The organism is Bacillus crepusculi (assembly GCF_014764715.1).
Classification (GTDB): Bacteria; Bacillota; Bacilli; order Bacillales; family Bacillaceae; genus Bacillus.
Genome location: NZ_JACXXE010000008.1, coordinates 72,241 through 96,014, shown reverse-complemented (window position 1 = coordinate 96,014; position 23,774 = coordinate 72,241). Strand labels below are relative to the sequence as shown.

At 42.5% G+C, this 23,774-nt stretch carries 28 protein-coding genes and 1 pseudogene; 21 read left to right on the top strand and 8 right to left on the bottom strand.

Annotation, left to right across the window (positions count from 1 at the left end):
- Nucleotides 1–22 precede the first annotated feature (22 nt).
- Nucleotides 23–658: a YhcN/YlaJ family sporulation lipoprotein gene (locus tag IEE86_RS14410; protein WP_191097830.1), complete on the bottom strand. Its 636-nt coding sequence runs from the start codon at nt 656–658 to the stop codon at nt 23–25.
- A gap of 120 nt (nt 659–778) precedes the next feature.
- Here IEE86_RS14410 and IEE86_RS14405 point away from each other — a divergent pair, with 120 nt between their 5' ends.
- From IEE86_RS14405 to IEE86_RS14395, 3 genes are read left to right on the top strand one after another with little or no spacing between them, the layout of a single operon-like run.
- Nucleotides 779–1,054, top strand: a complete 276-nt coding sequence (locus tag IEE86_RS14405) for a YutD family protein (protein WP_003213192.1) — start codon at nt 779–781, stop codon at nt 1,052–1,054.
- Nucleotides 1,055–1,073: 19 nt separating this feature from the next.
- Complete coding sequence (locus tag IEE86_RS14400; RefSeq protein WP_191097829.1) at nt 1,074–1,508, top strand: DUF86 domain-containing protein; 435 nt, start codon at nt 1,074–1,076, stop codon at nt 1,506–1,508.
- Nucleotides 1,509–1,526: 18 nt separating this feature from the next.
- Nucleotides 1,527–2,300 (top strand): TIGR01457 family HAD-type hydrolase, encoded by a 774-nt coding sequence (locus tag IEE86_RS14395; RefSeq protein WP_191097896.1) that lies wholly within the window; start codon nt 1,527–1,529, stop codon nt 2,298–2,300.
- Nucleotides 2,301–2,340: 40 nt separating this feature from the next.
- Here IEE86_RS14395 and IEE86_RS14390 read toward each other — a convergent pair whose 3' ends face one another.
- Nucleotides 2,341–2,841: a phosphatidylglycerophosphatase A family protein gene (locus IEE86_RS14390; protein ID WP_191097828.1), complete on the bottom strand. Its 501-nt coding sequence runs from the start codon at nt 2,839–2,841 to the stop codon at nt 2,341–2,343.
- A gap of 115 nt (nt 2,842–2,956) precedes the next feature.
- Here IEE86_RS14390 and yutH point away from each other — a divergent pair, with 115 nt between their 5' ends.
- The 6 genes from yutH (at nt 2,957) to IEE86_RS14360 (ending at nt 10,629) form a co-directional block, all read left to right on the top strand.
- Complete coding sequence (gene yutH / locus IEE86_RS14385) at nt 2,957–3,997, top strand: spore coat putative kinase YutH (protein WP_191097827.1); 1,041 nt, start codon at nt 2,957–2,959, stop codon at nt 3,995–3,997.
- 74 nt (nt 3,998–4,071) lie between these two features.
- Nucleotides 4,072–5,040, top strand: coding sequence for a 2-hydroxyacid dehydrogenase (locus IEE86_RS14380; protein WP_191097826.1), 969 nt, complete (start codon nt 4,072–4,074; stop codon nt 5,038–5,040).
- 223 nt (nt 5,041–5,263) lie between these two features.
- On the top strand, nt 5,264–6,565 hold the full coding sequence (locus tag IEE86_RS14375) for a homoserine dehydrogenase (RefSeq protein WP_191097825.1): 1,302 nt from the start codon (nt 5,264–5,266) through the stop codon (nt 6,563–6,565).
- Nucleotides 6,565–7,626 (top strand): threonine synthase, encoded by a 1,062-nt coding sequence (thrC, locus tag IEE86_RS14370; RefSeq protein ID WP_191097824.1) that lies wholly within the window; start codon nt 6,565–6,567, stop codon nt 7,624–7,626. Before IEE86_RS14375 ends, thrC begins: the two co-directional genes overlap by 1 nt.
- A complete protein-coding gene (gene thrB / locus IEE86_RS14365; protein ID WP_191097823.1) occupies nt 7,623–8,555 on the top strand; it encodes a homoserine kinase in 933 nt (310 codons plus the stop codon). Before thrC ends, thrB begins: the two co-directional genes overlap by 4 nt.
- A gap of 103 nt (nt 8,556–8,658) precedes the next feature.
- Nucleotides 8,659–10,629: a S9 family peptidase gene (locus IEE86_RS14360; protein ID WP_191097822.1), complete on the top strand. Its 1,971-nt coding sequence runs from the start codon at nt 8,659–8,661 to the stop codon at nt 10,627–10,629.
- Between the two features lie 44 nt (nt 10,630–10,673).
- On the opposite strand, the pseudogene IEE86_RS14355 reads toward IEE86_RS14360, so the two are convergent.
- Nucleotides 10,674–10,973: pseudogene (locus IEE86_RS14355) on the bottom strand (NifU family protein).
- A gap of 121 nt (nt 10,974–11,094) precedes the next feature.
- Between IEE86_RS14355 and IEE86_RS14350 the strand changes: the two are divergent.
- Together IEE86_RS14350 and IEE86_RS14345 are read left to right on the top strand one after the other, a co-directional pair.
- Nucleotides 11,095–11,424: a YuzD family protein gene (locus IEE86_RS14350; RefSeq protein ID WP_191097821.1), complete on the top strand. Its 330-nt coding sequence runs from the start codon at nt 11,095–11,097 to the stop codon at nt 11,422–11,424.
- A gap of 100 nt (nt 11,425–11,524) precedes the next feature.
- A complete protein-coding gene (locus IEE86_RS14345; protein WP_191097820.1) occupies nt 11,525–11,755 on the top strand; it encodes a hypothetical protein in 231 nt (76 codons plus the stop codon).
- Nucleotides 11,756–11,806: 51 nt separating this feature from the next.
- Here the strand turns inward: IEE86_RS14345 and IEE86_RS14340 are convergent, their stop codons facing one another.
- A complete protein-coding gene (locus IEE86_RS14340) occupies nt 11,807–12,874 on the bottom strand; it encodes an NAD(P)/FAD-dependent oxidoreductase (RefSeq protein ID WP_191097819.1) in 1,068 nt (355 codons plus the stop codon).
- A 255-nt stretch (nt 12,875–13,129) separates the two neighbouring features.
- Between IEE86_RS14340 and IEE86_RS14335 the strand changes: the two genes are divergently transcribed.
- From IEE86_RS14335 to erpA, 3 genes are all read left to right on the top strand, one after another.
- On the top strand, nt 13,130–13,366 hold the full coding sequence (locus IEE86_RS14335; RefSeq protein WP_008346813.1) for a YuzB family protein: 237 nt from the start codon (nt 13,130–13,132) through the stop codon (nt 13,364–13,366).
- Nucleotides 13,367–13,637: 271 nt separating this feature from the next.
- On the top strand, nt 13,638–14,492 hold the full coding sequence (dapF, locus tag IEE86_RS14330; RefSeq protein WP_191097818.1) for a diaminopimelate epimerase: 855 nt from the start codon (nt 13,638–13,640) through the stop codon (nt 14,490–14,492).
- A 73-nt stretch (nt 14,493–14,565) separates the two neighbouring features.
- Nucleotides 14,566–14,928: an iron-sulfur cluster insertion protein ErpA gene (gene erpA / locus IEE86_RS14325; protein ID WP_070325977.1), complete on the top strand. Its 363-nt coding sequence runs from the start codon at nt 14,566–14,568 to the stop codon at nt 14,926–14,928.
- A gap of 122 nt (nt 14,929–15,050) precedes the next feature.
- Here erpA and IEE86_RS19390 read toward each other — a convergent pair whose 3' ends face one another.
- Both IEE86_RS19390 and IEE86_RS19385 read right to left on the bottom strand, forming a co-directional pair.
- The gene (locus IEE86_RS19390; RefSeq protein WP_224741007.1) at nt 15,051–15,293 is read right to left on the bottom strand and encodes a hypothetical protein; all 243 of its coding nucleotides are present in this window, start codon (nt 15,291–15,293) and stop codon (nt 15,051–15,053) included.
- On the bottom strand, nt 15,290–15,466 hold the full coding sequence (locus IEE86_RS19385) for a hypothetical protein (protein ID WP_224741006.1): 177 nt from the start codon (nt 15,464–15,466) through the stop codon (nt 15,290–15,292). Before IEE86_RS19385 ends, IEE86_RS19390 begins: the two co-directional genes overlap by 4 nt.
- 195 nt (nt 15,467–15,661) lie before the next feature.
- On the opposite strand from IEE86_RS19385, the gene IEE86_RS14315 reads away from it, so the two are divergent.
- Complete coding sequence (locus tag IEE86_RS14315) at nt 15,662–15,868, top strand: hypothetical protein (RefSeq protein WP_191097817.1); 207 nt, start codon at nt 15,662–15,664, stop codon at nt 15,866–15,868.
- A gap of 45 nt (nt 15,869–15,913) precedes the next feature.
- Here the strand turns inward: IEE86_RS14315 and yumC are convergent, their stop codons facing one another.
- Nucleotides 15,914–16,912, bottom strand: coding sequence for a ferredoxin--NADP reductase 2 (gene yumC, locus IEE86_RS14310; RefSeq protein WP_079920600.1), 999 nt, complete (start codon nt 16,910–16,912; stop codon nt 15,914–15,916).
- A gap of 391 nt (nt 16,913–17,303) precedes the next feature.
- On the opposite strand from yumC, the gene IEE86_RS14305 reads away from it, so the two are divergent.
- The 4 genes from IEE86_RS14305 (at nt 17,304) to IEE86_RS14290 (ending at nt 19,926) form a co-directional block, all read left to right on the top strand.
- Nucleotides 17,304–18,521, top strand: coding sequence for an NAD(P)/FAD-dependent oxidoreductase (locus IEE86_RS14305; protein WP_191097895.1), 1,218 nt, complete (start codon nt 17,304–17,306; stop codon nt 18,519–18,521).
- A gap of 133 nt (nt 18,522–18,654) precedes the next feature.
- Nucleotides 18,655–18,780, top strand: coding sequence for a YuiA family protein (locus tag IEE86_RS14300; protein ID WP_191097816.1), 126 nt, complete (start codon nt 18,655–18,657; stop codon nt 18,778–18,780).
- An 81-nt stretch (nt 18,781–18,861) separates the two neighbouring features.
- A complete protein-coding gene (locus tag IEE86_RS14295) occupies nt 18,862–19,182 on the top strand; it encodes a YuiB family protein (protein ID WP_003212933.1) in 321 nt (106 codons plus the stop codon).
- 99 nt (nt 19,183–19,281) lie between these two features.
- Nucleotides 19,282–19,926 (top strand): 3D domain-containing protein, encoded by a 645-nt coding sequence (locus tag IEE86_RS14290; RefSeq protein WP_191097815.1) that lies wholly within the window; start codon nt 19,282–19,284, stop codon nt 19,924–19,926.
- 42 nt (nt 19,927–19,968) lie between these two features.
- Here IEE86_RS14290 and IEE86_RS14285 read toward each other — a convergent pair whose 3' ends face one another.
- Nucleotides 19,969–20,445: a divergent PAP2 family protein gene (locus IEE86_RS14285; protein ID WP_024719744.1), complete on the bottom strand. Its 477-nt coding sequence runs from the start codon at nt 20,443–20,445 to the stop codon at nt 19,969–19,971.
- A gap of 326 nt (nt 20,446–20,771) precedes the next feature.
- Here IEE86_RS14285 and IEE86_RS14280 point away from each other — a divergent pair, with 326 nt between their 5' ends.
- Nucleotides 20,772–22,262 (top strand): leucyl aminopeptidase, encoded by a 1,491-nt coding sequence (locus IEE86_RS14280; RefSeq protein WP_191097814.1) that lies wholly within the window; start codon nt 20,772–20,774, stop codon nt 22,260–22,262.
- Nucleotides 22,263–22,403: 141 nt separating this feature from the next.
- Nucleotides 22,404–23,732, top strand: a complete 1,329-nt coding sequence (locus IEE86_RS14275; protein ID WP_191097813.1) for a Na+/H+ antiporter family protein — start codon at nt 22,404–22,406, stop codon at nt 23,730–23,732.
- Nucleotides 23,733–23,774 lie beyond the last annotated feature (42 nt).

Genomic DNA, 23,774 nt, shown 5'->3' with positions numbered 1-23,774 from the left:
CATTCTGGCGTTTTTTCTCTTATTAATTTTGTCCGTAAGGGGCGTTTCTTCTCATGGTGCGGTCGGAATTCGTCATACCATTTGCATCTTCTTGATTTGATATCTCCCCGCCTTGAGGGGAATATTTCATTTGTTGAATCGTTTTGGTTAAAATTTGATCAAAATCACGTGAATTTGTTTGAAGACGTGAAAAATTGGCAATGGATTGAAAGTGCTCTGGATTATCAGAGACGTATACATGATAATAACGAGGGAGAACAGAAACGGCTGTTTTCTTTACTTGGTCAGCAGATTCATCTCTGTTTTTGTTTCCTGTTCGGTATACAATCAGCGCATCCTCATCTGTGACAAGCGTTGCTGCATCTTTTATGTTTGGTAGCTGCACAGCTAAACTTGTTATCACGTGGGCAAGATGCTCACGATTTAAAGCAGGTGTTCTTTCTTTCTGATCCGTTACTTGCTGGCGCTGATAACGTACGTATCCTGCTCTCTTCGTGTCTGCTTCTGGCATGTTGGAATTATTTCCTTCATGACGATCAGACAGTCGGATGGTTTTACTTGAAGAATCCTCATCCACCTGCCGGTTCATACCTGATTGAAAGCCGCACCCGCCTAAAAGCATACATAGGAGAATAGTGGCTGTCAGTTGTTTCATCATCAATGTGACCTCCTTTTTTCTTTAGCTTCGGCTAAATCGGAAAAAACATGCTTTAGCAATTGATGGAGTTGTTCCAATGAATTATCATTAAAGATGGATCGTTTAAAAAGAGGTGAGAAGATGATCGTTATTCAGAATGCTACCTTTGATCTTGTAAGAGATATCAAAGACGGCTTTGATGAGGAAGCGTTTAAAGCAAGGTACTCAGATATTTTAAATAAGTATGATTATATTGTGGGGGATTGGGGCTACAATCAGCTTAGGCTGAAAGGGTTCTTTGATGACCAAAACCAAAAGGCCACATTTGATACAAAAATCAGCACACTCGATGAATACATCTATGAATACTGTAACTTTGGCTGTGCCTATTTTGTCTTAAAACGAATCAGAAAATAACGCAAAGGGGAGCGTCATGATGTATTTCGTAGACAGAAAAAAAATTGAAGAGACATTACGTTTTTTCGAGGAGCAATATGAATTGATGCGCAGTCATCAGACATGGACAAGCCCTCTTGAGAAAAAAGCGCTGGAACGAATCGTTCATCTGCTCGTCGAATGTATTCTTGATACGGGGAATGACATGATTGATGGCTTTATTATGCGTGACCCAGGAAGCTATGATGACATCATGGATATTCTTGTTGATGAAAAAGTCGTACCAGAAGAGGAAGGCAGCCAGCTGAAAAAGCTTGTCTCGTGCCGAAAAACACTTGTTCAGCAATACCAGGAAGTAGATCATCATGATGTATTACAGGCGATCAGCGAGGTAGAAAAGGCGCTTCAAGTATTTCCGAACAGAATCCGTACCTATTTGGAGCAGGAGCTTGGACCAGTATCAGCGTTTAAATAAACCATTGGAGTGTTGAACATCATGAAATACAAAGGCTATTTAATTGATTTAGACGGGACGATGTATAAAGGAACAGAAAAGATTGAAGAGGCGGGCCAATTTGTTCACAAGTTAAATGAGTTGAGCATCCCTTATTTGTTTGTCACGAATAACTCTTCTCGCACGCCGAAGCAGGTAGCGGAAAAACTTGTTTCATTCGATATTCCTGCAACGGAAGAACAAGTCTTTACAACAAGTATGGCGACGGCAAACTATATTGCGGAACAAAAGAAAGATGCGTCTGTTTACGTCATCGGCGAAGAAGGAATCAAGCAGGCAATTGAAGAAAAAGGGCTGACATTTGGTCAGGAAGACGCTGATTTCGTTGTTGTTGGAATTGATCGAGGCATTACATATGAAAAATTCGCAGTAGGTGCGATTGCCATTCGTCAAGGCGCACAATTTGTCTCAACAAATGGAGATATTGCTATTCCAACCGAAAGAGGGCTTTTACCAGGGAACGGCTCATTAACTTCTGTGCTGACTGTCACCACAACGGTCCAACCGACATTTATCGGAAAACCAGAATCGATCATCATGGAACAAGCCATGCGGGTACTTGGGACAGATGTGTCTGAGACGCTCATGGTCGGTGATAACTATGATACCGATATTATGGCAGGGATGAATGCTGGAATGGATACATTGCTCGTTCATACAGGCGTGACAACAAAAGAGCTGCTTCAGCAGTATGACAAACAGCCAACCTATGTCATTGATTCGTTATCCGAATGGATTGAGCGATTATCATAAAAAAAGAGGACAAGCATTACGCGCGTCCTCTTTTTTTGTTTTATTCTGCGTTTCTTGCACTATGTGCCAGCCTGCTTGACGCTGCCGCGGCAATCGCGCCGACAATATCATCTAAAAAAGTGTGGCACTCGCCTGTGGATTTATCGTTTAGTTTTCCGAGAATCCCAGGTTTTTCTTTATCGATATATCCGTAATTCGTAAAGCCGATCGATCCATAAATATTGACGATGGCAAAGGACAGAATTTCATCGACCCCATACAGGCTTTCATCTGTTTCAAGAATCGTTTGCAGCGGCTCGGTCAGCTTTTTTTGCTCAGCCAAGACATCTAGTTCAACACCTGTTAGGATCGCATTTTGGACCTCACGTTTTGAGATGACACGCTCCACATTGTGGATGCACTCTGTCATGTCTAAGCCAGGATGGTATTTTTTCTGTAAAAAATAGACAAGGTCTGCTATATCTTGAATGGTTACGCCTCGTTCTTGTAAACGGCGTCTTGCTGTTTTTTCTACTTCATTCATCTCATGATGATGCGGCATGTATTCCTCACCCAATCCTCGTATTTTGTCCACAACGTGTGAAAAAGCTTCGGATAGTAAATAGTATTCATAAATCCCTCAACCTGCGACTACGATATGATAAGAGATCGATCATATGAACGCAGGTGAAAACATGAAAGAAACCATTTATCACACATTTGGTATTGATGTTCGTCAATTTATGCCATATGGCAGTTATCAGAGCTTTCAAACGTCGAAGGCTCTCTTCCTCATTGTTCCAGTCTCTCATTTACGAGAAGAAGAACTCACTGAGCTTTATCATATCAGTCAGTATTTACTGAATGCCGGAGACCCATACGTCGCTGTGTTTGAATTAACAAATGAAGAGAAGCCCACCTTTACGCATGGAAAGGAGCAATACGCTTTATTAAAGGCAGCACCGCGGATCTCAAGTCGCACATTTCAGCATGCGTCAGAGCTGGCCGCCTTTCATGTCAGGGGAAGAGGGTTTCCGCATGAGGTGTCTGAAACAAAACGGGTGGGGGCCTGGAAGGAATTATGGGCAAAACGGTTAGATCAGCTCGAAGGCTTTTGGATGCAGCAAATGCATCAAAAACCGCTAGAACGGTTTGAGAAAAAATTCATCGAATCCTTTCCGTATTATCTTGGGCTAACGGAAAATGCCATTCAATATTTAGTGGATACGGAGCTTGATGATGAACCGAAGGAATGTGACTCAGGCACTGTCTGTCATCAGCGCTTTTCACGTATGACATGGCCACATGAGCAGCCGCTCCGTTTACCTGTGGATTGGGTTTTTGATCATCCAACCCGGGATATTGCCGAATATTTAAGAGAAACCTTTGTACAGCACAAGGAGGATTTAATTGAAGAGGGATTTTCCTTTTTGCAGCAATATGAACAGGTGACACCTCTTTCATCCTTCTCAAAGCGTTTGTTATACAGCCGCCTGTTGTTCCCGCTTCATTATTTTGAGATTGTGGAAGGCTACTATATGTCGGGAGAAAATGAAAAATCATATTATGAAGAACGGCTAGATTATGTCTTAAATGATGCCAATCGCTATGAATACTTTCTCAAGGTCTTTCAAGAAATGAGTGCCATGCGAAGCGGTGGGAATCTCATGCCTCCTGTTGGATGGATTCATCAATCCGCTGATTTGAAGTTTCAGTGAACAGACGAAACGTCTCTTTTCTCTTGAGGCGTTTTTCGTTATGCTTAAAGAAAACAACCAAAGGAGTGTTCTTCTTGACGAAGCCTTATGTCTATATCACAAGAAAGCTAGATGAAGCATCACTGACACCATTAAAAGAAGTCGCTCATATTGAGATGTGGCCGAGCGAGGATGAGCCATGTCCAAGAGAAGAGTTAGAAAAACAAGCTGCTCAAGCGGATGCGCTTCTCACCATGCTGTCAGATCAAGTAGATGAAGCCCTTTTATCAAATGCCCCGAATGTCAAGGTGGTCGCAAACCTTGCTGTTGGCTATGACAATATTGATCTTAAGGCAGCTAAAAAGCGCGGAATCACCGTATGTCATACACCGGACGTATTAACAGAATCTACGGCTGATTTAGCCTTTGCCCTACTAATGGCGTCAGCTAGACGGATTGTCGAGGCGAGTGATTGGATAAAGGAAGGGAAATGGACAGGCTGGGGACCGCTTCTTCTTGCTGGTGCTGATGTTCATCACAAAACCCTTGGAATTGTCGGAATGGGCAGTATTGGAACAGCGCTTGCCAAGCGGGCAGCGGGCTTTGATATGAAGGTGCTGTACCATAACCGTTCAAGAAAGCCGGAGGCAGAAGCGCAGCTTGGGGTAGCCTATGCCACTTTTAAAGAACTGCTTTCGCAGTCTGATTTCATCGTCTGTCTGACGCCTTTAACTCCGGAAACGAAAGACATGTTTAATGAAAAAGCATTTGATCTGATGAAGAACTCTGCTTATTTTATTAACGTGTCAAGAGGACAGACTGTGGATGAGGAGGCTTTATATGAGGCTGTCACGACAGGCAAAATTGCTGGCGCCGGTCTGGACGTATTCAGACAGGAGCCTGTCAGCCCGTCTCATCCGTTAACAACATTACCTAACGTCACGGTACTCCCTCATATCGGAAGTGCAAGTGTCGAAACGAGAAAAACGATGATGCGTTTATGTGCTGAAAATATTGCGCTTGTCTTACAAGATCAGCAGGCCAAAACGCCGATTCATTCATAATATAAGGCTTCCCGGCTGTTGGGAGCTTTTCTTACAAAAATATTTAGAAAATATAGAATCTTGATATAAATAGCTGTTAAGCGGTTTCATCCTTATATTCTTATATTTTATTACCTTGTCAAAATGGGGATACCCCTTTATAATGTGTGTACATTGAATGTCTGTGTTAGGTTAACAAATGTCTTTTTAGAGAGGACATTTACGGAGAAAGGTGGAATTTCAGGTGAAGGCAATTCGAGTTGGACTACTAGGATTAGGAACAGTGGGGAGCGGTGTTGTGAAAATTATCCAAGATCATCAGGATAAATTAATGCACCAGATCGGCTGTCCAGTATTAATACAAAAAGTGCTTGTGAGCAATCCCGATAAAAAGAGAGATGTGGATGTAGCAAGAGAGGTCTTCACAACTGAAGTATACGATGTGATTAGAGATCCAGAGGTCGACGTCATTATTGAAGTGATGGGCGGCATTGAAGAGACAAAACAATATTTAATAGATGCGTTAAACGAGAAGAAACATGTCATTACAGCCAATAAAGACTTAATGGCGCTTTATGGAACGGAGCTTTTACATGTAGCGAAAGAAAATGGCTGCGATCTTTATTATGAAGCAAGTGTCGCCGGAGGGATTCCAATTCTGCGTACGCTTGAGGAAGGATTGGCCTCCGATCGAATCACCAAGATGATGGGGATTGTGAACGGCACAACGAATTTTATTTTAACGAAAATGAATGTCGATAAAAGTGCATACGAGGATGTCTTAAAAGAAGCGCAAGATCTCGGTTTTGCAGAGGCAGATCCAACAGCTGATGTAGAAGGACTGGATGCGGCAAGGAAAATGGCGATTCTTGCAAGACTCGGCTTTTCCATGAATGTGGATTTAGAGGATGTGAAGGTCAAAGGGATTTCTGACATCTCTGATGAGGACATTAATTTCAGCAAACGTTTTGGCTATACCATGAAGCTGATCGGAATTGCCCAAAGAGACGGAGATAAAGTGGAGGTCAGTGTACAGCCAACCTTACTCCCTGACCATCATCCGCTATCATCCGTCAACAATGAATTCAATGCGGTGTATGTCTACGGAAGTGCTGTAGGAGAAACGATGTTTTACGGACCTGGGGCAGGAAGTCTGCCAACGGCCACAGCTGTTGTATCAGACTTAGTCGCAGTGATGAAAAACATGCGTCTTGGTGTGAACGGAAGCGGATTTATCGCAGCGCAATTTGAGAAGAAAATCAAATCATCATCGGAAGTATTTGCTCAGCAATTCTTAAGAATTCATGTCAGAGACCAAGTCGGGGCATTCTCCCGCATTACATCTATTTTTTCTGAAAGAGGCATCAGCTTTGAAAAGATCCTTCAGCTTCCTATAAAAGGACATGATGAACTGGCTGAAATTGTGATCATTACACACCAGACCTCAGAAGAAGATTTTTCTAATATCCTGCAAAAATTAAACGATCTCGACGTGGTGGTTCAAGTGAAGAGCACGTACCGAGTAGAAGGGAACGGTTTAAGCTGATGAAGTGGAATGGACTGATTGAAGAATTTCAAGAATTCTTACCAGTAAACGAACACACACCTAAACTAACATTAAATGAAGGGAATACACCGCTGATTCACCTCGCTAAGCTTTCCGAAAAGCTGGGGATTGAGCTTCATGTGAAAACAGAAGGCGTCAATCCGACGGGTTCTTTTAAGGATCGCGGGATGGTCATGGCCGTTGCAAAGGCAAAAGAAGAAGGCAATGATACAATCATGTGTGCTTCGACAGGGAATACCTCAGCTGCTGCTGCGGCTTATGCAGCTCGCGCTGATATGAAATGTATTGTCATCATTCCAGATGGGAAAATTGCTTTCGGTAAGCTTGCACAGGCCGTGATGTACGGAGCAGAGATCATTGCCATTGACGGCAACTTTGATGATGCGCTGAAAATTGTCCGCAGCATCTGTGAAAAAGCACCGATTGCACTTGTTAACTCCGTCAATCCTTATCGAATTGAAGGACAAAAGACAGCGGCTTTTGAAATCTGTGAGCAGCTAGGCTCTGCCCCGGACGTACTGGCGATTCCTGTTGGAAATGCAGGGAACATTACGGCCTACTGGAAAGGCTTCAAGGAATATCATGAGAAAAAAGGAACTGGACTGCCTGTCATGCGCGGTTTTGAAGCAGAAGGTGCCGCAGCGATCGTTCGAAATGAAGTGATTGAGCAGCCAGAAACAGTCGCAACAGCCATTCGTATTGGAAATCCAGCGAGCTGGAAGCAAGCTGTGGCAGCCGCTGATGAATCAAACGGAAAGATTGATGAAGTGACAGATGAGGAAATCCTTCACGCGTATCAATTGATTGCACGCGAAGAAGGCGTGTTTGCAGAGCCGGGCTCATGTGCGTCCATTGCGGGCGTCCTAAAGCAGGTGAAATCTGGAGAAATCAAACAAGGCAGTAAAGTTGTCGCGGTATTAACAGGCAACGGGCTAAAAGATCCGAATACGGCCATTGATATTTCGCACATCAAACCGGTCACACTCGATGCAGATGAAGATCAAATTCTTGACCATTTAGAAAAGGCCGCACGCGTATGAGTGAAGCCTCCATGCTTTTTTCAATCACAGTACCGGGAAGCACTGCCAACTTAGGACCAGGCTTTGATTCAGTCGGAATGGCGCTCAGCCGCTATTTGAAGCTATCGGTCTATGACCATGATAGCTGGCTGTTTGAAGCAGAAACAGATGTTGTGTCTGGTATTCCATCTGGCACCGACAATCTGATTTATCAAACAGCCAAAAAGGTCGCAGATGACTTTGGAAAAACACTCCCGCCTGTTCATGTCAAAGTGTGGAGTGATATTCCATTGGCAAGAGGGCTTGGCAGCAGTGCTGCCGCCATCGTGGCCGCCATAGAGCTTGCCAATCAGCTACTTGAATTAAATATGTCAGATGATCAGAAGCTCTTTTTTGCAAGTGAGGTAGAAGGTCATCCAGATAATGCCGGTGCTTCGCTATTTGGTGGTTTACTCATCGGCCTTCATGAAGAAGACAAGACACATGCCGTCAAAGTGCAGCATGTGAATATAGATGTCGTCGTGGTCATTCCTTTTTATGAGGTGCTCACAAAGGACGCCCGTGATGTCCTGCCAGAGGATTTTTCCTATAAACAGGCCGTGAGCGCGAGTGCTGTGAGCAACGTCCTTGTTGCTGCTTTAATGACGCAGAACTGGCCGCTTGTAGGGGAAATGATGAATAAAGATTTGTTTCATCAGCCTTATCGCACCATGCTTGTTCCAGAGTTGTCGAAGGTGGAGCATGTCGCTTCACTAAAAGGAGCCTATGGAACAGCCTTAAGTGGTGCCGGACCGACGATCCTTACCTTAGTTGAAAAAGGGAAGGGAAAAGCGCTGAAAGAGCAGCTTGCCCAAAACTTTCCGCATTGTGAAGTAGATGTACTGACAGTGCCAGTAGAAGGTGTCGTCGTCGAACATCATCCTGTCAATCAAGTAAAGAACGTGCTGTGAATAGGCACGTTCTTTTTTATTCTTGTTTTTAAAAATAGAAGCAGGGATTATTATTTAGAGGATCGAACTATTTTTTTTATACATAAAAGGGGGAGTTACATTCATGAAGAAATTAATGACTGCCGAAGACTTAACGAAAATTGCTTCTGTTACGCATCCGGTCTATTCGCCAGATGGAAAAAGGGCCGTCTTTACAAAAGTCACTGTGAATGAGAAAAAGGATGATTACAATATCCATTTGTGGGTTCGAGATGAAGAGACAGAGGAGCTGTCACAATGGACATTTGAGGATGGAAAGCATCATCAGCCAGTTTGGTCACATGACGGAAAGCAGCTTGCCTTTATTTTGCAAAAGCCAAAGGAAGTCCCTCAATTGGCACTCATCCAGAGTCAAGGAGGCGGCATTCGTATCTTAACCAATATTCCATACGGGGTATCTCATCCTATATTTTCACCAGATGGAGCTTTCGTTTATGCTGCTGTCTCGTTGAAACAAACAGAATCTGTTCATGATGAAAAAAAGGAAGAGCGAGATGACTTTGCTCCGGCGGTATATGATGATTTGACCTATAAAGCAGATGGAAAAGGCTTTTTAGATGGGCGTTTGACGCAGATTGTTCAAGTGGATGTCCGTTCAGGAGAGGTAGAGCCTATCACGAGTGAGCAGCACCATCATATACATCATGTGGTCTCTCCGTGCGGGAAATGGCTCGCCTATATTCAATCAAATCCTCAAACGTTCTACTTAAGTGATGTGTGTCTTCTCTCATTAGAGGATGGTACATCCAGAAAAATCACACAATCAACCGGCGCTTATTCCGCCGTATCTTTTTCTCCAAATGGAGAAAGCCTTTTGTACATTGGACATGAGCGCGAATTTCAAAATGCAACCTTCCCGTCATTATGGCTGTATGACCTGAAGGCGGAAAAGACCGTTCAGCTTTCAGAAATGCTCGATATGTACGTGGGTAGTTGTATGGCAGGGGATAGTGTCATAGGTGAAGCCAATCAGCTTCCGCAGTGGACAAAGGATAGCCAGGGTTTTTATGCGCTTGTTTCCGATCAAGGCAGTACAGGGATTTATTATTTCTCTATTGAAGGCTTAGCCTATCCAGTTCGGCTAGAGGCAGAACATATCACAAACTTCAGCCTTCATCCAGATGAATCAAAATTGCTGCTTAGCAGACTGTCACCTGTTTCACCGAGTGAGCTGTATGAGCTGACATTAGGGGAGACAGAACTAAAGCAAATCACGTCTGAGCATGATGAATTTCTTAAGGAGCATCTCCTATCGGTACCGGAGCCATTTTCTTTTCAGTCGAAAGAGGGAGACGAGGTGCATGGCTGGTTTATGAAGCCTACCAAGATGGAAGAGGGGAAAACCTATCCGCTCATTCTAGAGATTCATGGCGGACCGCATGCGATGTATGGTCATACGTATTTTCATGAATTTCAAATGCTCGCCTCTGAAGGCTATGCCATTGTATATATCAATCCTCATGGCAGTCATGGGTATGGTCAGATGTTTACCGACCGTGTGAGAGGAAGCTACGGTGATGTTGATTATGAGGATGTCATGCAGGCTGTTGATCATGTGCTCAAAGCCTATGATTTTCTTGATGAAACGAGACTCGGAGTGACCGGCGGTAGCTATGGCGGTTTTATGACCAACTGGATTGTCGGACAGACAGACCGTTTTCGTGCAGCCGTTACACAGCGGTCCATTTCAAACTGGATTAGCTTTTATGGCATCAGCGATATCGGCTATTTCTTTACAAAATGGCAGATTGATGGGGATATTTATGATTCGGTTGATAAGCTATGGGATCGGTCGCCGCTAAAATTTGTGAAACAGGTGAACACGCCGCTCCTCATTTTGCACAGCGATGAAGATTATCGCTGCCCAGTTGATCAAGCAGAGCAGCTTTTTGTGGCATTGAAGGAGCTTGGAAAGGACACGAGATTGGTCAAATTCCCAAAGGCATCTCATGATTTATCAAGAAGCGGCCACCCAGGGCAGCGTATTCAAAGACTGACCTTTATGAAGGAATGGTTTAGAGAAAAGCTAACCTAATCAAAAAACGACCCAAAACGGATCGTTTTCATGTCATATATGAATTAGAAAACCTGTTCAACTTCTACAACGCCAGGCACTTCTTCTAATAATGCGCGCTCAATACCGGCTTTCAATGTAATGGTTGAACTTGGGCAGCTGCCGCATGCACCAAGAAGACGTAATTTCACAATGCCATCTTCAATGTCTACAAGCTCACAGTCTCCACCATCACGTAATAGAAATGGACGAAGTTTGTCCAGTACTTCCTGTACTTGGTCTTTCATTTCGACTTCAGTCATTAGATATAATCGCTCCTTTCACAACATATCACCATTATATTCATCTGGACGATAAAAATCTATTGATTGGTTTCAAAGTTTCCTTCTCATTATAGCACAATCTCATCTTGAAACAAAAAGTGATTTTGACTTTTTTCATACAGAAAATTCAGCTAAAATGAAGAAAGAATAGGGGGCTTGTCAAATGAACAAAACCGTCAATCTTTATGTATATGGAAGAGATGTACTGTGCGCTAGCTGCGTGAATCTGCCTTCTTCAAAAGATACTTTTGAATGGTTAGATGCAGCGTTAAAACGAAAATATCCGAATCAGCCGTTTCGCATCACATATATTGATATTGAGCACCCACCAGAAAATGAACGCCAAAAAGAATGGTCTGAACGAATTCTTGATGATGAATTCTTCTATCCACTTGTCTTCGTTGAGGATCAAATTGTTGGAGAGGGCAATCCGAAATTAAAAGACATTTATCAAGAAATGGAGAAATACGGGTACAAAGAGAGCAGTGAATAAGCTGTTCTTTTTTTGAGAACAAAAATAGAACAAATGTTCCTTTTTGTGTTGAAAAAGAACGTTTGTTCGTATATAATAAAATGAAAGGAGCGTGAGCAGCATGAATTATTTACTGAAACAATCTCTCCATCAGCAAATACCGATTGAGATGATTTATATGAAGAAAAACGGCGAATGCACGAAGCGAAAAATCATTGTACACCGTCAAACGGACCAGCTCATTCAAGCATATTGTCTATCGAAGAAGACGATGAGAACTTTTCGTAAAGACTGCATTCTTGCCCTAGCTCCGATCAAATTGACCAATCCGCCGGCCCATGCTGTTTCATAGAAAAAAGCTCCTTCGTTTAGGAAGGAGCTTTGAGAAAAAATTCACATGTGTTTAGCCGTTGTGATGCTTGTACATCCAAAGAAGTCCAGATTTTAGAAGTCTTGGTACACGTCCAACAAGTGGACGATCCGCCACTAAGCCAAAGCCGGCTTTTTTTCCTAAAGAACCTAAGACCCCTTTTAGCTTAAACTGTGGGTATGCCTCAGGAAGCGGCTCGTTTTTCCAGCGCTTTTGTAGAGATTGGACAATTTGTTCTGCCTGTGCCTCGGCAAGCTGTGCACTTGGGGCATGCGGCAAGCTTGCGCAATCACCCACGACATATACATGCTCATCTCCAGGGATATTGTGATGAGGAGTTAAGACGACGCGACCTTGTACGTCTTTTTCAACATCCATCTCTCTCACGACTTTGCTTGGCTGAATGCCTGCTGTCCACACAATGACTTCAGCTTCAATGGCATCGTCATGGTTGTAAACAACGCCTTCTTCAACCTTCGTAATATTGGCGCAGTTAATGATTTGTACATCATTTTCTTCAAACCATTTCTGTACATATAAACTTAATCTTTTTGGGAAGCTGGATAGAATCAGTTCTCCGCGGTCAAAAAGAATAATGTTTAAATCAGAGCGGCTTTCTCGCAGTTCACTGGCTAGCTCTACCCCGCTAAGTCCAGCTCCGACAATGGCTACCGTTGCACCTGCGCTTAAATTGTTTAATTTGTTATACGTAAGCCTTGACTGATCAATGGTTTGAATGCTGTATGTATGTTCTTTTGCACCAGGGACATTATGGTACTTGTCCTCACAGCCAAGTCCAATGACCGTGTCGTCATATGGAATCGGTTCACGGTCGCTGAATAAGATCTGTTTGTTTTCAATATCAATTTTTTCTACTTCCCCATATTGAATATCCAGCTTCGGATGCTCTGGAAAGGATACTCGAATGTGATGATCAGAGATCGTTCCAGCAGCAAGTGCATAATATTCTGTTTTTAAACAGTGGTAAGGATTTCGATCAATTAATGTGATAGTGACATCATCAGGTAATTGATTTGGCAATAAGCGGTGGAGAACCCGCATATTCCCGTAACCTCCGCCGATCAAGACTAAATTTTTCATGACGATTCTCCTTTTCCCCATAGACATTGAAAAACACTTATACTAAAAAACTTTAAGTTAAAATACCAAATAAAATTATATCGAATTTACTGTGAAACCACAATAATTGTTTCAAAATAACCTACATATTCATCAGTAAGTCCTAAATAGTAAAACATTTTATGCGGAATAGGCGTAACGATATAGGTGAAGCTCATGTTTTGACTAATAGGAGGAATTTCGGTAGGATGTAATGGCAATGTGAGGTGAAGCACAGTGTTTCCACTGATCGAATTTTGTGTAAGTAATCTTGCACAGGGGTCTCAAGAAGCAAAAGAGAAGCTTGAAAAAGACCCAAATCTAGATGTAATGGAATACGGCTGTTTAAGCTACTGCGGCAAATGTATGGACTCCCCATTTGCACTTGTGAATGGAGAATTTGTTTCCGGAGAAAATGCAGAGCAGCTAGTCGAGCGTATTTATGCTTTTATAGAGGAAAATGACATGTTTTAAATGCACCGCATGGGTCATGAGGTGCATTTTTTTCTCGCTTTCATCTTCCATTTTTAAGGAAAATGAATAGAAAGCGCATCCAATATGTTATGCTAATAAAATTTCATCAAAATGAAGAATCACACGAGAGAAAAAGAGGCATATGCATAATAAAAGCCCTTTGCCATGGCAGCAAAGAGCTTCTATGTATGAAAAAACGGGGGATGATAAGATTGTCTCCTGAATCGACTCCTTTTATACTATAAAGAAACAACATTTTTGGAGGACGCTCATGACATCATTTCAATTCACGAAAATGCACGGACTAGGAAATAATTATATATACGTCAATCAGATGAAAGAACAGCTTCCAGAGGAGCAGCTGTCAGAGATCGCCATCCGCGTTTCTTCTGTTTATACAGGAATCGGTTCTGACGGGATGATCCTCATTTGCCCATCAGATGTTGCACCTGTGAAAATGCGCATTTTCAACAATGATGGATCAGAGGGAAAAAACTGCGGCAACGGTCTGCGCTGCGTCGCAAAATATGTGTATGAGCATCAAATCGTAGCAGACACAACATTCCAGATTGAAACATTGTCAGGACTCGTTGAAGCCACTGTTCATGCACAGAATGGCCACGTTCAGTTCGTCACAGTAGATATGGGAAAACCACGTTTTGAAAAAGAAGCAATGCCGATGCTTGGTGAACCGGCTAGCACAACGGTTAATGAGCTGCTTGATTTTGGCACTGCGAAATTAAATGGAACGGCCGTTTCGATGGGAAACCCGCATATCGTTTTTTATTTAGAGGACATTGAAAAAGCGCCGCTTCATACACTTGGGCCGATCATCGAAAAACACGACATGTTCCCAGAAGGCGTCAATGTGGAATTTGTTGAAGTCGTCAGTGAAACCGAGCTGCATTTTCGAGTGTGGGAAAGAGGATCAGGGATTACGCAAGCGTGCGGAACGGGAGCATGTGCTGCGGCTGTATCAACGATTGTAAATGGACAGGCGAAAAAAGAAACAGACATGACGGTTCATTTAGCAGGCGGAGACCTCATCATTCGCTGGAAAGATAATGACCATGTGCTCATGACAGGACCTGCTGAAACGATTTGTGACGGCACATTTTATCTGTAAATCATTTATTTGAGAAAAGGCACCATCACGTTTATAATTGAAAAGAAACATCCAGTCAAAAGGAGGGATGATCATGAGTACACCAGTAACCATTACAGAAGCTGCTGCACTGCAGATTAAAGATATGATGAAAGAACATGAAGAAGAAAATGCGTTCCTTCGAGTGGGCGTAAAAGGCGGCGGCTGCAGCGGTCTTTCGTACGGCATGGGCTTTGACCATGAAGTCTCAGAGAAAGACACACAGTTCGAGCAGCACGGCATTCAGGTTCTTGTCGACTCCGAAAGCCTTGATATCATGAACGGAACCATCATCGATTTCAAACAATCACTAATGGGCGGCGGTTTCACCATCGACAACCCCAACGCCATCGCTTCATGCGGATGCGGTTCTTCTTTTAGAACAGCGACGAATACCGGTACGCCGGAAGAGTGTTAAGTATGTGATCATGAATAAAGATAAGCCTACTTGTTCGTTTGTTATGTAAACAACACGATCAAAGTAGGCTTTTTGTTTGATTAGTAAAGACAATTGTAAAAAGAGATGTTCTATCAGCATGTCTACTCCACTGCTTCTTCTGTTTTTAAAAGTTCTTTTTCGAGGATATAGACCAACTCTTGTGTACTATACAAATAGATCACGACCTCTTTATTGATATCTTCCACATGCACTTCAACCTCAACTCGAATCTTTGCTGGTTCTCCGCGATATATCACTTTAAACGTACCGATTTCTTTCGTTTCATTGTCTTTTTGTATTTTCTTTACTTCACTATGGATCTGTTTGATCTCTTGATGACTCAAACCAGAATCAAAAACTGAAGAGGAAACATGTTCAAAAAATGTTCTAGCTGATCAACATCAATATTCAGTCCTGCTGCGAATTCAGCATTACGTTTGTTAAACTCTTTTGCAAACATTTCAACCGAGCCACCAATGATGAATAACAAGCTAAAACTGATGATTAAGCGCTTCAATATCTTTCCACCTATCCTTCACGATCTACCTTACTTTCTTTATATCGGCTGAACAGATGATACCTTCATTCATTTCCTCACTGTATAAATCGCTCAATTTTGTTACAGCTTGCCCTAACAACTGGCTATTTCACCTTGAAAAGAGTATCATGAGAACCAAACATAAACTGTCATCAGAAAAGAGGTTGCTGAGGTTTGAGTGAACAAATCAATTGCAGGAACTGTCATGAATTGATTCCGTATCGTTCCAAAACGTGTCCAGCTTGCGGGATAGATAAGCCGCTTCCGAAAAAGGAACGTGTGAAAGATCGGGTGATTTTGGTTGTGGCAGGGATTGTTGTGGTGCTGCTTGCTGCAATGGTGCTTGGAATGGCGAATGCCTATATTGGGGTTTTTAAATAAACGAAAAAGGAGTTCCCGAGTGGGAACTCCTTTTTTGATCCGCTCTTATTTGTTTTCAAATAAGCTTGTGGAATGAAGAGGCTGTACACGAGCTTTCGGGTCCATGTAGGCTTTCGCATTGTTGACAGCAGTCGGTGCTTCACCAAATCCGCTTGCAATCAATTTGACTTTCCCTTCATACGTACAGATGTCCCCTGCTGCATAGAAACCTTCAATGTTTGTTTCCATTGTGGATTTGACCACGATGGAGTTCTTTTCGATTTCAAGGCCCCATTGTTTAATTGGTCCAAGGGAGGAAACAAAACCGAAGTTGACGATCACGTCGTCTACATCAAGCACTTGTTTTTTATCACCTTTGACTTCTTCTAGCACGATTTGTTCAATACGGTCCTCGCCAATGAGCTCAGTTGGCACAAATGGTGTCAGCACATTGACCTTTGAGTTGTGCAGGTTTTCTACACTGTGCTCATGCGCGCGGAACTTATCGCGGCGGTGAATAATGGATACTTCTTTTGCAATTGGTTCAAGCATGAGTGCCCAGTCCACCGCAGAGTCTCCGCCGCCAAGAACGGCCACACGTCTGCCAGCAAATTGGTTCAAGTCATTAATGAAGTAGTGCAGGTTGCTTCCTTCAAATGATTCTGCTGCACTTAGTTCAAGCTTTCTCGGCTGGAATGCACCGTTACCAGCTGTAATGATGATCGTTTTAGAATAATGAACCTCTTGATTTGTCACGAGTTTAAAAATACCATCTGCCTGCTTTTCAACCGTTTCAACGGCCTGCTCTAAGCAAATGGTTTGATCAAATTTATCCATTTGTTCCTTTAAGTTATCAACTAATTCTTGTGCGCGGATTTTTGGAAAACCAGCCACATCATAAATATATTTTTCAGGGTAAAGAGCGGATAGTTGACCGCCGAGCTGAGGAAGGCTTTCAATGATTTTCACACTTGCCTGTCTCATGCCTCCGTAAAACGCAGTAAACAATCCAACTGGGCCGCCCCCGATAACGGTAATGTCATATACCTTAGAATCTTCTTGCATTCCTTTAATCCTCCCAAATGAAAATTGTTATCACTATATCATATCATACCACATATCGCCGTTTGACTTGTTTTGAAAAACTTGTCGTTTTTTGATGACGGTGCCTTGAATAAGAGGGAAAGTTGAGAAAGACCGTTTATCATAAGGAATTTCACTTTAAAGCCTTGAAAAAAGGAGCAGAACTCGCTATTATTGTTAAGGGAACTAAATATTAATTTTTTATGAATTTTTGTCGGATACGGTCAAATGCTTTCGTTTTTTGTAGGTGAAAGTTCAGATTTTCACATACTTATTTTTTTGTTTAAATTTCATAAAATGCCGCAAAGCGGTTGAGAATAACGTTATGTAATTCTTTATCCGTTTTACAGCAAATTTAAAAAAGGTGGATGTGATTCCAGTGAATAAACCGAAAATCGTTGTATTAGGTGCAGGTTATGGCGGATTAATGACAGTAACAAGATTAACAAAACAGCTTGGCACAAATGATGCGGACATTACTCTTGTGAACAAGCATAATTATCATTACGAAACAACATGGCTACATGAAGCAAGTGCAGGTACACTTCATCATGATCGCTGTCGTTACCAAATCAAAGATGTAATTAACAGTTCCCGTGTCAACTTTGTACAAGCAACAGTTGAAAGCATTGACAAGGAAGCGAAGAAAGTTGTGACATCAGATGGCGAACTTTCTTATGACTACCTTGTTGTCGCGCTTGGTGCTGTTCCTGAAACGTTTGGTATTGCAGGTCTGAAGGAATATGCCTTCTCTATTTCTAACATCAACTCTGCTCGTCAGCTTCGTGAGCACATTGAGCTTCAATTTGCGACGTATAATACGGAAGCTGAAAAGCGTCCAGAGCGTTTAACAATCGTTGTCGGCGGTGCGGGCTTCACAGGTATTGAGTTCCTTGGTGAGCTTGGAAACCGTGTGCCTGAGCTTTGCAAAGAGTATGATATTGATCAAAAAGACGTGCGCATTATCTGTGTAGAAGCTGCGCCAACCGCTCTTCCAGGATTCGATCCTGAATTGATCGACTATGCGATGAACTACCTTCAAGGTAAAGGTGTTGAGTTCAAAATCGGTACAGCGATCAAAGAATGTACGCCAGAAGGCATCATTGTTGGAAAAGACGATGATACAGAAGAAATCAAAGCTGCAACTGTTGTTTGGGCAGCAGGTGTACGCGGTAACCCAATCGTGGAAGAAGCTGGATTTGAAAACATGCGCGGACGCGTAAAAGTGTCTCCAGATCTTCGTGTACCAGAAAATGAAGATGTATTCATCATTGGTGACTGTTCATTGATCATCAATGAAGAAATCAACCGTCCATACCCACCAACAGCACAAATTGCGATGCAGCAAGGTGAAACAGTAGCGAAAAACCTTGCAGCACTAGTCAAAGGTGGCTCTCTTGAAAGCTTTAAGCCAGACATCAAAGGAACAGTTGCTTCTCTTGGTGAACACGACGCTGTAGGTGTTGCGTTTGGTAAAAAACTTCAAGGGACAAAGGCTTCTGCTATGAAAAAAATCATCGACAACCGTTCTTTATTCATGGTTGGCGGACCAGGACTTGTTCTGAAAAAAGGAAAATTCAAGTTCTTCTAAACCTTAATAGACTGAAACGTGTATCCTCGTGATACACGTTTTTTTTATATACGGCATATTTTCTCACTTGGTGCTGGACAGCAAAATATGTTATGATTAATTATCAGAAAATTTAGATTAAGGGGTGAGCAATATGAATGCACAAGCAAAAGAAAAAAAGTCCACCTGTCAATATTGTTCAGGGAAAGGATATTTTCAGCTATTGCTCGGCGGATCTGAAACATGTGAGGAATGTAAAGGGACAGGAAAGAAGCATTAATCCAACTGCTTTTTCCATTGATTGACTTCATCTCTATTTCCAAGTTAAACTAATGATGGGATATTTGGGGGTGGAGATGAAGTGATCAGTTTACCAGTCGTTATCATTTCAGTTATTTTATTTTTCGTGTTATTCTTCGGCATTGGCTTTTTGCTGAATATGCTGCTGAGAATGTCATGGATTATGGCAATTTTATATCCAATTGTATGCCTTTTCATTATCAATAATCAAAAGATGATCGCTTATGTTAGAGAACCGGGCATCGCTTTTTCTGGAATAGGAGACCGCATTGTCTCACTCGCTGCGGCAGATATCATCATTTTATTAAGCGGCCTGATTGGTGCCATTGCATCTGGCTTTGTCATCAATGCCCTGCGAAAAAGAGGATATCAAATGTTTTAACTCACTTGTTCACACGCAAGTGGGTTTTTTTGTTTCTCCTTTGCATAGTTTCCATTTCGTTTGGAAACAAATAGATGGGTAGAGGAGTGACAAATAGAAATGAAAACATGGATGAAACGATTGTTCATGACAGCCCTTTTTATGCTTGCACTTTTGACAAGCTTTACGGGCATATCTGGAGTAGAACCAAGTGATCTAGCTGCATGGGTGAAAGAGACCGATGCCGGCAAGCAAGTATCTTCTTTTTTTCAACATCAAAAAAGACAAACGATGGTCGTCAAAAGCGAGGATTTGCGAGCTGCTTCGCTCGAAGAAGCATTTAATTGGAATGATTATCCGAAGCAAAAGGTTGTCGCCACAGGCTATACAGCAGGTGTGGAATCAACAGGTAAAACGAAGGATCATCATGCATATGGGATTACATATTCAGGCGTCAAAGTGAAACGTGATTTATACTCAACAGTGGCGGCGGACCCGTCTGTCTTTCCGATTGGAACTGTACTGTTTATCCCAAACTATGGCTATGGTGTAGTCGCAGATACTGGGAAAGCGATTAAAGGTCATAAGCTTGATTTATATTATGAAACTGTTGATGATGTGTATAGAGAATGGGGTAAAAAAGTGCTGGATGTCTATATTATCAAAAAGGGCGAAGGGACGCTGACAGAAAAGGACTTAAATCAGCTCAATGAAGCAGAATCGATGCAAGTGTTCCGTCAGCAATTTCAAGCCAATAAAGAATAAAAAAGCTTTGGACATTTTAAGGTCCAAAGCTTTTTTTCGCTTCTACATGAAGTAATAATCTAAGATGAGTGTGAGCAAGATCCCTGTCAAGCCGCCGAAGAAGACCTCAATCGGCTTATGCCCAAGAAGCTCTTTCAATTTCTTTTGCTTCTCTTTTTCTTCCGCGCTTGGGAAATTTTTTGCCTCGGCAACAAATCGGTTAAAATCTGTCACCAGCTTGTTGAGAACAGTGGCCTGTTCTCCAGCCTGTCTGCGAACACCTGTCGCATCAAACATCGTAATAATGGCAAAGATGGCGGAAATGGCAAAAATAGATGTTCCTAGCCCGTGCTCTAAAGCCACTGCTGTTGAGAGTGCTGTTACGGCTGCGGAGTGTGAACTTGGCATTCCGCCTGTGCTTGTAATGAGCGACCAATCTAGTCGTCTAGAAATGATAAATTGAATCGGTACTTTTACAAATTGTGCAAAAAAGATGGCTGCAAGGCTGGCAAGCAGCGGAAAATTCGTCAGTACGCTCATGAACAAGAAACATCCTCTCTGTAAGAAAAAAATATCGTGCGAAATGATGGACTGTTTACCCTAGTAAGATGAAAAAATGATTGCAGAAAAAAATGCTGCCAAGTCCATGTTCATTATAACATTAAAGAATGTAGATGTGGAACGAGGAGAACATGGATAGGCTGCTCAAGTTTTCATCGCTTTTTCATGATGCCCTTCCGCGTGTGAAAATATAAATGTTCATCAAGTAAAGACAGATTGGCTATGATCGTATAGGCCCGCAAATTTTGATATAATAGAAGTTCCAATGTGAAAAATGGAGTTCATTGAAGGAGCGTGTGATAAATATGTTTTTCTCGACAAATGAATTGCAACATAAAGATACACTGGCCATCGGACTTTTTCAAAAGAGCCAATTATCAGGTAAAGCAAAAGAAATGGATGAATTAGTTGAAGGAAGAATCACTGAACTATTAAAAGAGGGCGATATTTCATCTAAGAGAAATCAGCTTTCGAAGTTTTTCCCATCTCCTGAAACAGGCATTAAACGCATTTATTTTGTCGGGCTTGGGAAGGAATCAGATTACACGTTTGAAGAGGCAAAAGAAGCCTTTGCGCATTTATTTAAAAAGCTTCACCAAGATAAAAAGCAAGCGGTTTCGGTCTTGCTTGATACGTTTATTGGAAAGGATCTGCCTGCGCAGGATGCAGCTCATGCCCTTTCTGAAAGTTGCCTCTTAGCTACATATGAATTACAAGATTTTAAACATAAAACAAATGAACCGGATCGCTTTATTGAATTTGTCTATGCAACCACGGATCATGATACAGCCGAAATTCAGGCTAGTCTGAAAGTGGGCGAGGTCTACGGACAGTCAGTCAATTCGGCCCGCACCCTTGTGAATATGCCGCCGAACATGCTCACGTCCTCCGATCTTGCTTCGTACGCGGCAGAGCTTGCGTATAAGTACGAATTTGAGATTGAAATCTTAGATAAAGAACAAATGGAAGAGCTCGGGATGGGTGGTATTTTAGCTGTTAATAGAGGCTCAACAGAACCACCAAAGCTCATTGTGTTGAAATATCAAGGCAAGGAAGAATGGACAGATGTCATCGGTCTTGTCGGTAAAGGCATCACGTATGATACAGGTGGATATTCATTAAAGCCAAGAGCAAGTATGGTGGGCATGAAAACAGATATGGGCGGATCAGCCTCTGTTTTAGGCGCAATGGAAATCATCGGTGAACTGCGCCCAGAGCAAAATGTCATTGCTGTCATTGCCTCAACAGATAATATGATCTCGGCAGACGCCATGAAGCCGGACGATGTGATCGTGTCACTAAGCGGTAAAACAATTGAAGTGCTCAACACTGATGCAGAAGGACGCCTCGTCTTAGCAGATGGAGTCACGTATGCGAAGCAGCACGGTGCCTCAGTCCTTGTAGACGTGGCTACATTAACAGGCGGGGTCATTGTAGCGCTCGGAAATGAGACAACAGGCGTGATGACGAATAACGATGAACTGTATGCCCAGTTTAAAGAGGCATCAGAAGAATGCGGTGAAATGATTTGGCAGCTGCCAATCACTGAAAAAGATAAAAAACGAGTGCGAAACAGCAAAATGGCGGATCTGAATAATTCCCCTGGCCGAGATGGTCATGCGATCATGGCAGGTGCTTTCATCGGTGAATTTGCTGAGGACACCCCTTGGGTTCACTTAGATATTGCAGGTACAGCGACAACAGAAAAACCTTCATGCTTTGGACCAACAGGAGCAACAGGTGTGATGGTGAGATCATTAGCAACATTTGTAGAACGATTTGAAGCTAAGAAATAAAGGAGAAGGCTCTGCCAGGTGGCGGGGCTTTTTTTATTTAGGACATACGCCATTTGACGAAGTTTTTTTTCTATGGTAACATACGTTGGTACTTTAATTATCTACTACATTAGTAAACTAAAGGATTTCGGAGGTTTCACCATGAATGCAGTTGTTTTAGCGGTTGTTTTAATGTTGATATTAAGCTTGCTGCGGGTCAATGTGGTTGTTGCGCTCGCTCTAGGCGCTTTAGCTGGCGGACTTGCAGGTGGATTAGGCCTTGGAGGAACGGTTGAAGCCTTTACTGACGGGCTCGGCGGAAATGCGACAGTGGCGATTAGCTATGCGCTTTTGGGAGCCTTTGCTGCGGCGCTGACAAAAACGGGTCTTCCAGATGCCATGGTCGAAGGAGCAGTGAAGCTACTAGGAAAAGAAGGCGACTCAAGAAGAAAAACATTATCAAAAGTGCTCATCATTCTTGTCATTTTGATCGTATCCTGTTTTTCACAAAACGTTGTTCCTGTTCACATTGCCTTTATTCCGGTCTTAATCCCGCCATTATTAAAGGTGTTTAACGAGCTTCAAATTGACCGCAGACTGCTAGCATGTGTCATGACCTTCGGACTCACTGCACCATATATTTTACTCCCAGTCGGTTTTGGACAAATTTTCCACGGAATGCTCCGTGATAACATGAAGGAAGCAGGTTTGACAGTTGATTTAGCGGATATTCCGTATGCCATGCTCATCCCTGTTGCGGGAATGGTTCTCGGATTGATCGTCTCACTTTTTGTGTATCGTAAGCCAAAAGTATATGAGGATCGCGACATTACAGATGTAGAGAAATCAGCGTATACGAAAAAAAGCTTGTCTTTTGCTGTTCTTGCCATTCTCGTTTCATTGATTGTCCAGCTGTATCTTTCTCAAAGCCTTGGAGTGGAAGGGATGATCTTCGGTGCACTCGCAGGACTGCTTGTCTTGTTTGTGACTGGAATGATGAAACGCGATGAGGCGGATGCACTCATTACATCTGGAATGAATATGATGGCATTTATCGGCTTTGTGATGCTTGTTGCGGCTGGATTTGCCAATGTTTTAACCAAAACAGGAGATATTGAAAAACTAGTTAAAGCATCTTCTCATTTCATCGGAAACAACCAAAGTGTAGCGGCGATTTTAATGCTATTGGTTGGACTGCTTGTCACAATGGGCATCGGGTCATCCTTTGCAACGATCCCGATTATTACGACCATCTTTGTTCCACTTTGTTTACACTTAGGATTTAGTCCCATGGCAACCATTGCGATCATTGGTTCAGCTGCGGCTGTTGGGGATGCAGGTTCACCTGCAAGTGACAGTACGTTAGGACCGACATCTGGTCTGAATATGGATGGACAGCATCACCATATTTGGGGTACATGTGTCCCGACTTTTATCTATTATAATATTCCGCTTGTTCTGTTCGGCTGGCTGGCGGCGATTATCCTGTAATATGAAAAGCTTGTAGAGAAAGTATCGTTTTCTCTACAAGCT

Bases quoted from the DNA above. Each gene is read 5' to 3' on its own strand.
- IEE86_RS14340 (WP_191097819.1), bottom strand. From the start codon at position 12,874: ATGAAAAATTTAGTCTTGATCGGCGGAGGTTACGGGAATATGCGGGTT.
- IEE86_RS14290 (WP_191097815.1), top strand. From the start codon at position 19,282: ATGAAAACATGGATGAAACGATTGTTCATGACAGCCCTTTTTATGCTT.
- yutH (WP_191097827.1), top strand. From the start codon at position 2,957: ATGAACGCAGGTGAAAACATGAAAGAAACCATTTATCACACATTTGGT.
- IEE86_RS14400 (WP_191097829.1), top strand. From the start codon at position 1,074: ATGTATTTCGTAGACAGAAAAAAAATTGAAGAGACATTACGTTTTTTC.
- thrB (WP_191097823.1), top strand. From the start codon at position 7,623: ATGAGTGAAGCCTCCATGCTTTTTTCAATCACAGTACCGGGAAGCACT.
- IEE86_RS14390 (WP_191097828.1), bottom strand. From the start codon at position 2,841: ATGCCGCATCATCATGAGATGAATGAAGTAGAAAAAACAGCAAGACGC.
- IEE86_RS14410 (WP_191097830.1), bottom strand. From the start codon at position 658: ATGATGAAACAACTGACAGCCACTATTCTCCTATGTATGCTTTTAGGC.
- IEE86_RS14275 (WP_191097813.1), top strand. From the start codon at position 22,404: ATGAATGCAGTTGTTTTAGCGGTTGTTTTAATGTTGATATTAAGCTTG.
- yumC (WP_079920600.1), bottom strand. From the start codon at position 16,912: ATGCAAGAAGATTCTAAGGTATATGACATTACCGTTATCGGGGGCGGC.
- erpA (WP_070325977.1), top strand. From the start codon at position 14,566: ATGAGTACACCAGTAACCATTACAGAAGCTGCTGCACTGCAGATTAAA.
- dapF (WP_191097818.1), top strand. From the start codon at position 13,638: ATGACATCATTTCAATTCACGAAAATGCACGGACTAGGAAATAATTAT.
- thrC (WP_191097824.1), top strand. From the start codon at position 6,565: ATGAAGTGGAATGGACTGATTGAAGAATTTCAAGAATTCTTACCAGTA.
- IEE86_RS14280 (WP_191097814.1), top strand. From the start codon at position 20,772: ATGTTTTTCTCGACAAATGAATTGCAACATAAAGATACACTGGCCATC.
- IEE86_RS14405 (WP_003213192.1), top strand. From the start codon at position 779: ATGATCGTTATTCAGAATGCTACCTTTGATCTTGTAAGAGATATCAAA.
- IEE86_RS14300 (WP_191097816.1), top strand. From the start codon at position 18,655: ATGAATGCACAAGCAAAAGAAAAAAAGTCCACCTGTCAATATTGTTCA.
- IEE86_RS14285 (WP_024719744.1), bottom strand. From the start codon at position 20,445: ATGAGCGTACTGACGAATTTTCCGCTGCTTGCCAGCCTTGCAGCCATC.
- IEE86_RS14345 (WP_191097820.1), top strand. From the start codon at position 11,525: ATGAATTATTTACTGAAACAATCTCTCCATCAGCAAATACCGATTGAG.
- IEE86_RS14350 (WP_191097821.1), top strand. From the start codon at position 11,095: ATGAACAAAACCGTCAATCTTTATGTATATGGAAGAGATGTACTGTGC.
- IEE86_RS14360 (WP_191097822.1), top strand. From the start codon at position 8,659: ATGAAGAAATTAATGACTGCCGAAGACTTAACGAAAATTGCTTCTGTT.